The sequence below is a fragment of the Butyrivibrio sp. WCE2006 genome, assembly GCF_000701985.1.
Taxonomy (GTDB): Bacteria; Bacillota; Clostridia; order Lachnospirales; family Lachnospiraceae; genus Butyrivibrio.
On sequence record NZ_JNKH01000015.1, the window covers coordinates 73622 to 87907 of the forward strand.

Genomic DNA, 14286 nt, shown 5'->3' on the forward strand with positions numbered 1-14286 from the left:
AAATACTTATATGGAAATCTTTCTAAATCCTCCAAATTTCTTTGATGCCAGATTTGAAATCAGTCTCGCAGGATATTTGTATATAAGATGACATAAAAAGCATATAAAGTAAATAACTATTACAGTAATTATCATATGCACTATCATTATTAAAGGATTACCCTTTGCAAATTTCTCAATTTGGAAAAATCCAAGAAATCTGAGATGCAGAATGTATACGGTCAGTGAAGCTGATGCAAGTTTATTAATTACCTTATTCTGCTTTATATTCAGGTTTAAAAAGATCATCACAATAATAGCCGCTTCTGCAATGATAAACGGGTTACTATAATTCCACGCTATAGTATCATATATTTTTTTCCCCTGCCTTATTCCGTCAAGGAATGCCCATGCCATATCAAGGCAGAGACAGATGAAATATCTTGGGAACAGATTGCCATTTGATGGCAGCTTGCTGTCAGATGAGTCTCTGATAAAAGCTCCGATAATGTACAAAAGTATGAAATTCACAATGGTATATCCCGCCTGTGATCCCTCCAGTCCTATAGTGCTGCTGCCGTTAAGCTGTCTGCCGGACCAATATATAAGCACATCGATAAATGTGGGATATACAGAGAAAAAGAAAAATGAAAATGCTAAAAGTATTCTCTTTCCTGCAGTATTAAGCGCCTTCCACATCACATTAATAAACGGAGAAATCATGTAAAGCGCAATAAATACATATATATACCAGTTGGAAGAAAACAAAAATTCAAATAAAGTATCGATTGTCACACTTCCGGGAATCAATATTTTTTCAATAAAAAATGCAAGAATTGCAAACACTGCTACCTGCATGAGCAGCCCTGCCGGCTTAAAAAAGTCTCTAATGTTCGACCTGCTTAAGAAATATCCTGATATCAGTACAAAAACGTTAACTGCACAGATACTCAGTGATTCCAGAAAAACAAGAATAAACTGATTTATACTGTTGTCAGGAGCTATGTAAAACGCTCCATCTGTATTACTGTTATAATGAAGAACTATTACCCCACATGCTGCTATTAGTCTCAATAATTCGATATTTGTCTGTCTTGTTGATACTTTCTCCATAACCATCCCTATTCCGTATTATTTTGCTTATAAATCTTTTGATTTCTTGAACACAAATTATAATAAAGTTCAGAAATCAGTATTTATCTTAAGAATTATAACATAAAGAATAGTCAGGGGAATTTAAAATACTATAATAAGTATTGATTCAAACACAAGCTTTAACTATATTAAAAATGATCAAGTATATTTCATCGTTTACTTTCGAACTTTAACGTGATATAGTGAAGAGCGTAGGTTCAGCGTTGAATCTAACAATTTTGTTCATCGGAGGTTTTCAACAATGTCTTTTCAATATATACAGCAGCTTCCCTCTCCCGAGGAAATAAGAGATGAATTCCCTTTATCCAATAAGCTTATTGAGCTTAAGAAAGCAAGGGATAAGGAAATTGCAGACGTTTTGACAGGTACAAGTGATAAATTCCTTGTCATTGTCGGTCCCTGCTCTGCTGATAACGAAGATGCAGTCTGTGACTATGTTTCAAGACTTGCAAAAATCAATGAAACTGTAAAAGAGAAACTGATAATCGTTCCCAGAATATATACAAACAAGCCCCGCACAACCGGTGAAGGCTACAAAGGCATAACTTCCCAGCCCGATCCTGAGGGAAAAACTGATTTCCGCGCAGGACTTATTGCCATGCGCCACATGCAGATCAGAGCAATTGAGGAATCAGGCCTGACTGCTGCCGATGAGATGCTTTACCCTGAGAACTGGGGATATGTAGAAGATATTCTTTCCTATGTAGCAATCGGAGCACGTAGTGTTGAGGATCAGGAGCACCGCATGGTTGCAAGCGGTTTTGGTGTTCCGGCAGGCATGAAGAACCCCACCAGCGGAACTTTAAGTGTCATGCTCAATTCAGTATATGCCGCTCAGCTTCCTCATTCCTTCGTTTACAGAGGATATGAAGTAAAAACAAGTGGTAATCCGCTCTCTCACTGTGTTCTTCGCGGATCTCAAAATAAGCACGGTCAGTCACAGCCTAATTATCACTATGAAGATCTCAGTCTTCTTGCTTATCTGTACGCTGAGCGCGATATTAAGAATCCTGCTGCCATTATTGATGCTAATCACAATAATTCAGGTAAGAAATTCAAGGAACAGATCCGTATTGTAAAAGAGGTTCTTCATTCCAGAAGTCAGAACAAAAATATAAGCGAACTTGTAAAGGGTGTAATGATCGAGAGTTACATCGAAGAAGGTTGCCAGAAAATCGGAGAAGGAATCTATGGAAAATCCATCACTGATCCCTGCCTTGGATGGGATGATACAGAGCGTCTCCTCCTTGATATCGCTGATTTGGTTTAATATTAATGTTTTAACGGGGCTGCATGAGCAGCCCCGTTTTTTAATGCGTTCTATTATAAACATCTCTTATATAGTCACGATTTTCCTTAGCATATCTGACCGTTGAGGTGGGACTTACATGTCCCATCATTATCTGTACAGCTTCTATATCTGCTCCACGCTCAACAAGATGCGCTGCAAAGCTGTGTCTTAAAGCTTCAGGAGTAATCGGCACTTCGATTCCCGCCTGCAGGGCATATTTTTTAACTAATTTCCATACTCCTTGCCTGCTCATGGCTTCTCCCTGATAATTGATAAAAAGCAGCTCTTCGTCAGTACTCTTTATCAGATGTCTTCTTCCATCCTGAAGATACCTCGTCAGTACAGACTTAGTCCTTCTGTCAAAAGGAATTATCCTCTCTTTTTTATCCGAGATGCAGAGAATATTTCCAAGCTGCATATCAATATCAGAAACCTTTGCACTTATAAGCTCTGAAACCTTTATCCCGGTCGCATACATTAGTTCCAACATAGCTGAATCACGCTGTCCCTTGGCAGTTCTGGTATCAGGCATACCAAGAAGTTCCTCGATCTGTGTTCTTGTAAGAACGTTTGCCTTAGGAAGCTCTACCTTAGGGGCAGTCAGATTCTCAGTGGCATCAATGTTAATTATCTTATTTTTTACCAAATATCTGAACAATGCTTTTATTGAAACTATATTTCTGGCAATTGTCGCAGAGGAATAACCTTTCCCTGAAAGATTATCAAGATGAGCCTTTAGCACTTTTTCCGTTATCTCAGAAATTTCAGAAATCCCGCTTTTCTGCAGATAATCCTGTAGCTTTTTGATATCGCAGCTATAGGATTTCATAGTGCTCTGGCTCATTTTTCCGGATAATTTACATTCAGTTATAAAGTCCTGAATCTCTTTCATTTTCTGTTTTCAAGTTCCTTCATGATTTTATCTAGTTCAGAATACATTGAAAGACCATCTAAGGTTGCAAAATAATCTCTGGGCGTCTGAGCTCTTCTTATCTGCTCGACACTTCCATCCTCTTTTAACAAGAGTTCTGCACACCACAGTTTTCCATTATAGTTGTATCCCATTGCAAAGCCATGAGCTCCCGCATCATGTATAAAAAGATAATCACCCATATCTATCTTAGGAAGCTTTCTGTCAATTGCAAACTTATCGTTGTTCTCGCAAAGAGAACCTGTCACATCATATACATGATCAAGTGGAGCATCCTCTTTTCCAAGCACTGTAATATGATGATAAGAACCGTACATTGCAGGTCTCATCAGGTTAACAGCGCATGCATCAACTCCGATGTATTCCTTATAAATATGCTTTTCATGGATTGCCTTGGTAACAAGAGCACCATAAGGTCCAAGCATAAAACGTCCCATTTCAGTATATATGGAAACATCTCCCATACCTGCAGGAACCAGGATTTTCTCAAACTCTTTTCTTACACCTTCGCCGATAGCAGCAATGTCGTTGCCTTCCTTATCAGGCTCATATGGAATTCCGACACCACCTGAAAGGTTTATGAAACTCACATCAGCTCCGGTCTCTTTTTCAAGTTCTACTGCAAGCTCAAAAAGCTGTGCTGCAAGTGTAGGATAATACTCATTTGTCACAGTATTACTTGCAAGAAATGCATGTATTCCAAAATGCTTAACACCTTTATCCTTGAGCATTTTGAATGCTTCAAACAGCTGCGCCTTTGTCATTCCATACTTGGAATCTCCGGGATTATCCATAATTCCATTACTCATAGTGAATACTCCGCCCGGATTATATCTGCAGCTTATAGTTTCAGGAAGTACTCCTCCGAGAGCTTTTTGGGCATATTCAATGTGAGTAATATCATCAAAATTAATAATTCCTCCAATTTCATTCGCATAAACGAACTCATTGGCAGGTGTATCATTTGAAGAAAACATGATGTCCTGGCCTGATGCTCCGATAGACCTGCTGAGCATAAGCTCTGTTATTGAAGAACAGTCAAAGCCACATCCTTCAGCCTGCAAAAGCTTCATGATCATAGGATTGGGTGTTGCTTTTACAGCAAAATATTCACGGAATCCCGGATTCCAGGCAAAAGCTTTTTTAACTGCTCTGGCATTATCTATAATTCCCTTTTCATCATATAAATAAAAAGGTGTAGGGTATTTCTTTTCAATAGCTTCAACCTGCTGTTTTGTTACGAATGCTTTTTTCATAATATTACTGCTCTCCTATACTTAAACTTCAATAATAAAATTCACTTTACTACGTTATCATGAAAAAGCGCTTGTGTCCAATATAATTTGAGTAATCTTTAGATATTTTCTATCTGCCAGTCTATCGGTGATATTCCGTTAGCCACAAGAAATTCGTTGCATTTTGAAAAATGCCTGCAACCAAAGAAACCTCTGTAAGCTGACAACGGACTTGGATGAGGAGCCGTAAGGACAAGGTGCTTTTTATTATTCAGCATCTGCATCTTCGATTGGGCAGGCTTTCCCCAAAGCATATATACGATTGGTCTGTCCTGCTCATTTAATGCACTTATTATCGCATCTGTAAAGTGCTCCCAACCTTTTCCCTTATGAGAATTCGCGGCATGTGCTCTAACTGTAAGCACAGTATTTAATAAAAGCACTCCCTGGTCAGCCCATTTTTTCAAATATCCATTATTCGGTACATAACATCCAAGATCATCTTTGAGTTCTGAATAAATATTCACAAGTGAAGGCGGTGCCTCCTGCCCGGGAAGAACAGAAAAAGACAGCCCATGTGCCTGTCCCGGTTCGTGATAGGGATCCTGTCCCAATATCAGAACCTTAACATCATTAAGTGGTGTAAGATGCAACGCATTAAAAATATCATCCGCAGGAGGATAGATCACCCTGGAATGATATTCATCCATAATAAATTTATACAGATTTTTATAGTAATCCTTGCTAAACTCACTTTTTAGCGCAGGAAGCCAATCATTAGATATCATTGGCATTTAGATCACAACCTTTCATATCGTAGTATAAAGATTCCCGAACGTTTTTTATTCTGCGTTCGGAAATCCGCTCAAAATAATCTTTTTTATCAATTATTTCTTATAATCGAACCGGAACATCTTTAGTTCTCAGGTACTCTTTAACTTCCTTTATTTCAAGCTCCTTGTAATGGAACAAGGATGCAGCCAGAGCAGCGTCAGCTCCACCTTCTGTAAGTGCCTCGTAAAAATGCTCAAGTTTACCTGCACCACCTGAAGCTATCACCGGAATACCAACGGAATCTGCCACTTTTCTTGTCAGCTCAATATCATAGCCTTCCTTGGTTCCGTCACCATCCATACTCGTGAGCAATATTTCTCCTGCACCTCTCTTTTCAGCTTCAATTGCCCACTCAATGGCATCCAGTCCGGTATCAATTCTTCCACCATTTTTAAATACATTAAAACCACCATCAGGCCTTCTTTTTGCATCTATCGCAACTACTACACACTGTGAGCCGAACTTCTCCGCAGATTCGGTAATAAGCTCAGGCCTGTTCACAGCAGCAGAATTTATGGCGACCTTATCAGCACCCTCCCTCAGAACAGCTCTCATATCATCAACAGTTCTTATTCCACCACCAACCGTGAATGGGATAAAAATCTGTTCAGCAACTTTTCTTACAAGAGAAACTACTGTATTTCTGGCGTCAGAAGTAGCTGTAATATCAAGAAAAACAAGCTCATCAGCTCCTGCCTCAGAATATGCTTTTCCTACCTCCACCGGATCACCTGCATCTCTAAGCTTTACGAAATTTATTCCTTTTACCACTCTGCCATCATTAACATCTAGACATGGAATTATTCTTTTAGTCAGCATATATTGTCCTTTTCTATATATTTAAATTTGTAAAAAGTTTTTCAGGATTTTCATTCCAACATCTGAACTCTTTTCAGGGTGGAACTGGCATGCAAATACATTATCTTTCTCTACAGACGCATCGATTAGTGTTCCATATTCAGTCGTTGCCGTAACAATACTCTTATCATCTGCATCAAGATAATATGAGTGGACAAAATACACATAGGAATCCTCATCTATTCCTTTGAACAGTTTTCCTTCATTAGGATATTTTAAACTGTTCCAGCCGATCTGAGGTATCTTCAAAACGCCCTTGTCCGGTATTTTCTTTATCTTTCCACGCAAAATGCCCAGACCTGCAACCCCCTCTGATTCTTCACTGGAATCAAAAAGTAACTGCAAACCCAGGCAAATTCCGATAAACGGATTGCCGCTATCCGCAACTTTGCGGATAACATCCGTAAGTTTATATTCCTCAAGCTTCCTCATAGCGTCACCAAAGGCTCCCACACCGGGAAGAACCACATGATCAGCTCTTAAAATCTCATCAGGTTCTCTGGTTACGCAAGTTTCTGCTCCTAAATACTTAAAAGCATTCTCAACACTTTTAATGTTTCCTGCATCATAGTCAATTATAGCTAGCATCAAATATCATCTCCCTGATAGGATATCGATCTCACTATTCTGACTTAGGCATAATTTTTTCTATTGTACCTGTAACTTCCATTATTCGTCTTGTGTACAATGGTTTTTCACTGATGCTGTTAATCTCATCAATATCCTGGATACTAAGTCCATATTCAGAAGCGAGCGTCGATTCGATATTAGCATACACGCTTTGGACTTCATTCGCAACCTCAAACTCCTCGGCTTCTGCAAGTATAGTATCCTTTGTATTCATACCCATGAGAAGAATATCAAGAGCCTCATCCTCCATTTTCATGGCTTTATAGTTATTGTATGAATCAAGATAATGCTGTGCACTGGTCATAACTCTCGCCTTATGGTACATCAATGAATTTTCTTCATTCAATTTCTTTCCATATAAAAGCTTATAGGCTGTTGCATAATCCTTATTTTCAAAAGCACTGTTTGCTCTTCCCATAAGAATCCTTCCGGGAAGAAGAATTGAAGGAAGACAACATAGTACACCAATACTGAATGCAAATAGCATTGAAATTGCAACTTTCTTAGGAGCAAGTGCTTTCTCCGGCTCACCATCATCCGGCTTTGGTTTCTTCTCCTTCTTGGGCTTTTCTTTCTTCGGAGGCTTCTCCTTCTTTGGTTTTGGCGGCTTTTCTTTCTTTGGTGGCTTCTCTTTTTTCTTTTTTTCTTTTTTAGCTTTTTTGCCTTCAGATGCAAGCTCATCTAAAACCTGCTGATTTTCATCCGTAAGACTAGCCAGCTCATCCTCAGCCGATTTTGGATTAAGATCTTCATCAGTCTGCGTCAGAACTCTAAAAAGTGTAGCAAGTAAGCGGAATATTATATTAGGTCCACCCTTTTTCTTCTTTTTCTTTCCGTCTTCAGAAGCTTCAGAAAGCTCGTCCTCACCTACGCGAAGTGAAAGCTCATCATAGTCTCCACCGTTGTCATTAACTTCATCAGGATCAGGGATATCCTCGGATAATCCATTATCTTCAGGACCCTCTTCTCCCATTGCCTCCATCATATCTTCGGCACTTATTTCTTCCTCAGAGTTCGAACCTTCCTCAGAAGGAGCCTCATCTGTGCCCATATCATCCAGACTGATTTCTTCTGCAGCAGCACCTTCTTTTTCATCAATATGTGCTGTATTCTCCAAATCTTCAGCATCATCACTGGCAAGGCTGTTCATAATGGCATCCAAATCAGGCATCTCAACATCTGCCGGTTCGCTTCCGCCACCTTCTGCATCAGAAGAATCCCCTCCAAGATCTTCCAGCATACTGTCCAGATCCATTTCAGCACCGATATCGTCACTTCCCTCAATGGCTTCGTCACTGATTTCTTCTCCAGCTTCTTTAAGAAGATCATCGAGCTCCGCACTTACTTCATCAAAACTTATATCTGAATCATCATCCCCGGATTCATTATTATCATCACCCAGTGCCTCAGCAAAATCCGCAATGGCTTCTTCAAGCCCTTCACCGTCTGTCATTTCTGAAAAAACTTCTTCAGGTGCAACCTCATTTTCTAAATCAATAGGCGCTTCTTCAAGAGATGCTTCATCTAGTGAAAAATCATCTACCGGTGCTTCTTCTGCTGGGCCTCCATCAAGTGATATTTCATCCACCGGTGCATCTTCTGATGGGCCTCCATCAAGTGATATTTCATCTAACGGAACTTCTTCAGCAGGAACTTTGCCTTCTGCATCAGCAACTGCCTCTTCTGCAGGAACTTCGCTACCTGCATCAGCAACTGCCTCTTCTGCAGGAACTTCACTACCTGTATCTGCAACCGCCTCTTCTGAAGAAACTTCACTACCTGTATCAGCAACTACTTCTTCTGCAGTATCAGGATTAGCTTCCTCAGCTAAGTTTTCATCTACTACACCTGACATCTCTTCTATCGGAGCTTCTTCTAAAGTCTCTTCCGGGGTGTCCAACGCTGCACTTCCTTCCTCAGTGGATACTACATCTTCAGGCACAATTTCACCTCCTGTATCTACCAAAGCTTCTTCAGCTATATTGGTCGGTAATTCATCAGTTACTTCCCCCGGTACTTCCTCCATCATTTCAACCGGAATATCAGCTGTTGCCTCTTCCGGAATTTCCTCTGTTTGTCCCTCCTGTATCTCCTCACTTAATGCTTCTAAATTTTCTTCTAATGTTTCCGGTTGTATTTCTTCCGGTGTCTCAAGCTGAATTTCTTCTAGTATTTCTGGTTGTAATTCCTCTGATACTTCCGGTTGAATTCCATCTAGTGCATAAGGCAATATTTCCTCTGATACTTCCGGCTGTATTCCTTCAGGCGCTTCCTGTTGTAGCTCTTCTGACTGTGCCTCTGCTAATGCGTCAGTATGCATTTCCTCTGGTGCTTCTGAATGTGCATCTTCTAATACATCGAGTTGTATATCTTCTAGATCTACAGATGCTTCAGGTTGTATTTCGTCTGGTGATTCCGGCAGTATTTCTTCTGATGCATCTTGTATCGGCTCACTCATTTCATCCGGAATGATTTCTCCAGATTCAGCCGGATTCTCAGCGATTAATTGATCCTGAACCTCTTCATTTAATGCTGCTGAACTATCTTCTGCTAATTCAGCTAGCATATCCTCACTTAAAGCTGTCGGATCGTCACTGGCTAATTCAGCTTGTACATCTTCATTTGATTCAACCTGGTTACTCTCTGATGGTTCAGCAGAATTATCTTTTGATGATTCTGCAAACATTTCCTCAGTTAATTCAGCAATTTCATCTTCTGCTGATAGCATATCTGCTTCAGGAACCTTTCCATCAGAGCCAGTTGCATCTTCAGCATCATTCTGACCTGCATCATTGGTATCAAGCTCTTCACCATCAGCAAATATACCATCATCCAAAGTACTATCCATCAGCACTCCATCGGGAATTTGTATATCATCTAACGATAATTCAGGCTCCTCAGCTTTTGCTCCGCTTGCCCCATCATTTATTACGGCATTCAAAGCTGCTGTATCATCATCCATATTCACATTCGTATCTTCAATGCCATCCAACATCCCATCAAGATTGAGCATTTCATCAGATACTATATTTTCAGATTCTGTAGTAGGAATTTCAAGATTGTCTCCTGCAGAATCTTTCACATTCATTTCATCAATATCTGCTATTTCTTCAGGTGCATGCAACATCTCATCAAGAATCTCTTCCGAAGATTCTTTTGCATCTGTTGGACTTGAATTAACCGTACTTTCTTCCTCTTCAATGAATACCTCGGGAGCAACCTCTAATAGAGATTCTGAAATATCTTCCGATGCTTCATGCTGTGCACTCTCTGAAATGTTTTTAGCTTCCAGATCATCTGTTTTACTTAGATTTGATAAGTCTGCAATATTTAAATCTGCTACATCATCATTATCTGTATCATTAATTTCATCCTTTAATTTATCAACATCCCCACCATCAAAAGACATTTCATCCAAAGAAGGTATTTCAGGTATCTCGACCATATTCTCTTTTGACGACTCATTAGATGTTTCCTCAGCTCCTATAGTTGGTTCGTTAGCAGCCATTATTTCATCATTAATAGATGTTTCTTCATATGGAGACGGTATAGCTTTATTCTGAGCCTCAAGCTCCATAGCCTCCGCTTTGGCAATAGCTTCATCCAAAGCTATTTCATCAGCATCTTTCTCGTAATCATCCCCAACTTCGTCCCCTATTTTATATTTTGGCAACGTCATATCTATTGGCGCACTAATAGAATCAAGAACTGTTGACATTCCTGAATCAAGTAGTTCACCACTATCCATTTTGTTAAGTATTTCCCCAATTTCATTTAAATCACTGTTTTCAGAAGAATTACTTATTGCTGCATTCAATTCTTCACTTTCAGCAACTTTAGCAATTCCGGAATTAGTATCCTCTCTTAGAGATTTTAATAAATTGTCCAAATACTCTTCGTTTTTAGACTTCATGTTGCCTGCTCCCCTACAGTATGGCATTTACATATAAAATAATAAAAAGTCCATTTTTTATAAAACGAACTTATAAACCATTTACAAGCTCGACCTGGCTTAAAAAAGCTCACTAAGCCAGCATGCATGACTCGCACCAGCCTTGAAAATACCTGGCTAAGTCCTCTGCTCAAAGAAAAATAACCTCCTTGTATGCCCTTCTTAAATTATAAAACTCCCTTCATTGTAGCAGTCATTGAAAATCGTTTTTCATAACTGAAGCAATAAAGGGAGTTATCTTTCACATCATATATCTTTATTTGGCATCGCCATCAGCATGAACAAGTTCATCAATCACAGCAACCAAATTACCGATTTCCGGCTTTGAAAGCTGCCTGTCGGCTCCTAAAGACTCTCCTTTTCTTCTCATTTCCTCATTAACCAGTGATGAGAAAATAATGAGAGGAATTTGTTTCGTCTCATCATCGCTCTTAACAAGTTTTGTAAGACGATGACCATCCATTATAGGCATCTCAATATCTGTAATTATGCACTTAACTTTATCAAGCTGTCCTCTATCCTTACAGCCTTTGATATAGTCATATGCCAGCTTACCATTTTCAAAATGTCTGACATTATCATATCCGGCCTTTTTAAGAGAATCTACGATCAGCTTATTAAGTAGTTGTGAATCCTCTGCCAGAACTATCGGTATCTCATTTCTGGTTCTTGTTCCGATGTCAGTAAGCTGAGCAACATTAAGGCCTGTATTAGGATTGATATCAGAAACAATTTTCTCAAAATCAAGAATGATAATAAGTCGCTCTTCAAGCTTGATAATACCGGTTGAAATACTCTCTTCAGCTTTTGAAATAGTTGCGTTAGGTTTAATAATATCTGCCCAGGAAACTCTATGAATTCCCACAACAGCATCTACATGAAATGCAATATCCAGCTTATTAAAGTTTGTGATTATAAAAAGTCCACCTGGTTTTGATGCACCTCTCTGTAAACAATTACGTAAATCAATTGCAGTTATCATCGTGTCGCGGGGCATAAATATGCCTTCAATACTGGGATGTGCGTTTGGAACAGGCGTGACTTCCTGATATACGATAATTTCTTTAATCTTTGCAACGTTTATTCCATAACAATGATCATCAATTCTAAACTCTAAGACCTCAAGTTCGTTTGTGCCATTTTCAAGCAAGATTTTTGATTCCATATTTTCACCTCACGCAATGAAAAAAAATGATACTGCAATCTCATAAAAAACAAACTAAAAACCGATTGAATATATGTTTAATATTCTAATTTAGTATAGCATATACTTTTGCAAAATAAATAGAAAAAATAAAAAAGACAGCCGAATTGACTGTCTTTTAAGAATCTGTTAATAAGTTTTTTATACATTTCAAAAATGGTTTCGATTATATACTCTTTTTCGTTTATACTTTTAGCAAATCCTTTAAACTTCAATATTTTTGAAACTTTTGATATTAGAATTTAACATATAATCAGTACGTTGTCTTTATCCAAGCATCTGCCATTTCAGGCCACAATGCCACTTCAGGATAGGTCACATCAGGCCAATATTTTGCTTCGGAGAAATCTCTGATCAACTCTTCTCTTTTTTCATCTGATACTTCTACTAAATTATCCTTTACGGCTTGTACTGTATTAAATGTCTGCTCATAAGTATAAGGTTCACCAAATCTGTGATTTGCCCAATCCTCATCTGCTAAGCCAAGTCCATGATGTCCAAATGAAAAGACATGTAAAGTATGATTAACCCCGGCTTTTGTAAGTGCTTCATCGTACAAGTAGCTATTCTGTACAGGTACAAGATCATCTGTCGCAGTATGCCAAAGGAATGTAGGCGGAGTATTTTTAGTAACATTTTTTTCCAATGAAAAGTATTCAAGTTTATCAGGTTCCGCATCTTCACCTATAAGAGCATTAAAAGAATCTCTGTGGGCGAACTCCCCTGATGTAATAACCGGATAACATAAAATAGCAGAATCAGGTCTATTGCTTATTTTATTCAACGTCTCATTCTCGTCAGACACATCATCAAAATGAACGCATACAGATCCACTCAAATGTGCCCCTGCTGAAAAGCCACATATTGTAATCTTATCTTCAAATATTCCATATTTTTCAGAATCCTTTCTAATCAATCTAATTGCCCTTGATACATCCTTCATGGGTTGATCCATTAGAGGTTCTTTAAAAAGTATATTTGTTGTGTATGTAACTACGAAGGTGTTGTATCCCATTTTATAGAATTTTTTTGCAACTATTTCTCCTTCAGTTGGTGAAACAACGCAATATCCGCCACCAGGTATAACAACCATACATGGATGCTTCTGCCCATCGTTATGTAAATAGCTCACCATGTTTGGCTTAAATCCAAAAGCAAGCGGATATGTATATTCATTATCCTTCCATAAATCAATTCTCTCTTTTTTGAGGCTATGTGTACCTACCAGTTTCTCCATCCAAATCATGTTATACCAGGTATCGAATTTATACCCGCATTTATAAAATGTACCAATCTTTCTAAAACCAAGATGAGCATGGAAATTCTCACTATTTTTATCAAGATATTTATCTTCCTCAACAGGGTCACCGATACATGCATAAAGATTCTCTATTCCCATCTCTGAAAGTCTTACTTCCAAAGCATCATAAAGTAAACGACCATATCCTTTTTTCTTTACATCTTTGTCTATATAGACAGTAAGTTCACAGGACTTATCGTATGCTGCACGATCCTTAAATACTCCCGCATAGGCATATCCATAAATAATACCATCATCTTCCACCACTAAATATGGATATCTAGCTGTAATTCTCTTTATCCTTCCAACAAACTCATCAAGTGATGGCACTTCAGTCTCAAATGTAATTGCTGTATTAATTACATAAAAACTGTAAATCTCCAATAATCTTTCTGCATCTTCTACCTTAACATCCCTTATCTTAGTCATATCTGCACCCACTTTGCTTTTATTCATAAAACATTCATAAGTATATCAAATAATTATATTTTTACAACGTTAAAAATTTATACAAAAAAAGAGATAGCCAATCGACTATCTCTGAAAGTTGTACCTTCAAAACCGAACACTGAATACTTCATCTTAGATCCGCTTTTTTCGTTCTATATCCATATTGGACAAGCCCTCGACCTATTAGTACACATCAGCTGAACACGTTACCGTGCGTACACCTTGTGCCTATCTACCTCATAGTCTCTAAGGGGTCTTACTGCTAATGCAGGGATATCTCATCTTGAGGGGGGCTTCACGCTTAGATGCCTTCAGCGTTTATCCCTTCCGGACTTGGCTACCCAGCCTTATGCATCTGGCGATGCAGCTGATACACCAGCGGTCCGTCCATCCCGGTCCTCTCGTACTAAGGACAGCTCCTCTCAGATATCCTACGCCCGCGCCGGATAGGGACCGAACTGTCTCAC

The 14286-nt window shown here is 38.8% G+C and carries 10 protein-coding genes and 1 rRNA gene; 1 reads left to right on the forward strand and 10 read right to left on the reverse strand.

The window, feature by feature from the left end; translation table 11 throughout:
- Positions 1–6: 6 nt before the first annotated feature.
- Positions 7–1092: an acyltransferase gene (locus T501_RS11270; RefSeq protein WP_044914864.1), complete on the reverse strand. Its 1086-nt coding sequence runs from the start codon at positions 1090–1092 to the stop codon at positions 7–9.
- 283 nt (positions 1093–1375) lie between these two features.
- On the opposite strand from T501_RS11270, the gene T501_RS11275 reads away from it, so the two are divergent.
- Positions 1376–2404 carry a 3-deoxy-7-phosphoheptulonate synthase gene (locus T501_RS11275; protein WP_044914865.1) on the forward strand — a complete coding sequence of 343 codons (1029 nt, stop codon included), beginning with the start codon at positions 1376–1378 and terminating at the stop codon, positions 2402–2404.
- A gap of 40 nt (positions 2405–2444) precedes the next feature.
- On the opposite strand, the gene T501_RS11280 is transcribed toward T501_RS11275, so the two are convergent.
- The 9 genes from T501_RS11280 to T501_RS11320 all read right to left on the reverse strand — a co-directional run.
- The gene (locus T501_RS11280; RefSeq protein ID WP_044914866.1) at positions 2445–3317 is read right to left on the reverse strand and encodes a tyrosine-type recombinase/integrase; all 873 of its coding nucleotides are present in this window, start codon (positions 3315–3317) and stop codon (positions 2445–2447) included.
- Entirely contained in the window at positions 3314–4615 is a 1302-nt protein-coding gene (locus T501_RS11285) for a diaminopimelate decarboxylase (RefSeq protein WP_044914867.1), read from the reverse strand. The genes T501_RS11280 and T501_RS11285 overlap by 4 nt, the downstream gene beginning before the upstream one ends.
- Positions 4616–4710: 95 nt before the next feature.
- A complete protein-coding gene (locus T501_RS11290) occupies positions 4711–5385 on the reverse strand; it encodes a uracil-DNA glycosylase (protein WP_044914869.1) in 675 nt (224 codons plus the stop codon).
- Between the two features lie 100 nt (positions 5386–5485).
- The gene (hisF, locus tag T501_RS11295; protein WP_026510065.1) at positions 5486–6244 is read right to left on the reverse strand and encodes an imidazole glycerol phosphate synthase subunit HisF; all 759 of its coding nucleotides are present in this window, start codon (positions 6242–6244) and stop codon (positions 5486–5488) included.
- A gap of 21 nt (positions 6245–6265) precedes the next feature.
- Positions 6266–6871, reverse strand: coding sequence for an imidazole glycerol phosphate synthase subunit HisH (gene hisH, locus T501_RS11300; RefSeq protein ID WP_044914871.1), 606 nt, complete (start codon positions 6869–6871; stop codon positions 6266–6268).
- Between the two features lie 34 nt (positions 6872–6905).
- Positions 6906–10826 carry a midas domain-containing protein gene (locus tag T501_RS11305; protein ID WP_044914872.1) on the reverse strand — a complete coding sequence of 1307 codons (3921 nt, stop codon included), beginning with the start codon at positions 10824–10826 and terminating at the stop codon, positions 6906–6908.
- A 295-nt stretch (positions 10827–11121) separates the two neighbouring features.
- Positions 11122–12030, reverse strand: a complete 909-nt coding sequence (locus T501_RS11310; RefSeq protein ID WP_026510068.1) for a chemotaxis protein — start codon at positions 12028–12030, stop codon at positions 11122–11124.
- Positions 12031–12322: 292 nt separating this feature from the next.
- Positions 12323–13798, reverse strand: coding sequence for a GNAT family N-acetyltransferase (locus T501_RS22570; RefSeq protein WP_081843129.1), 1476 nt, complete (start codon positions 13796–13798; stop codon positions 12323–12325).
- 184 nt (positions 13799–13982) lie between these two features.
- A 23S ribosomal RNA gene (locus T501_RS11320) occupies positions 13983–14286 on the reverse strand; the annotation flags it as partial.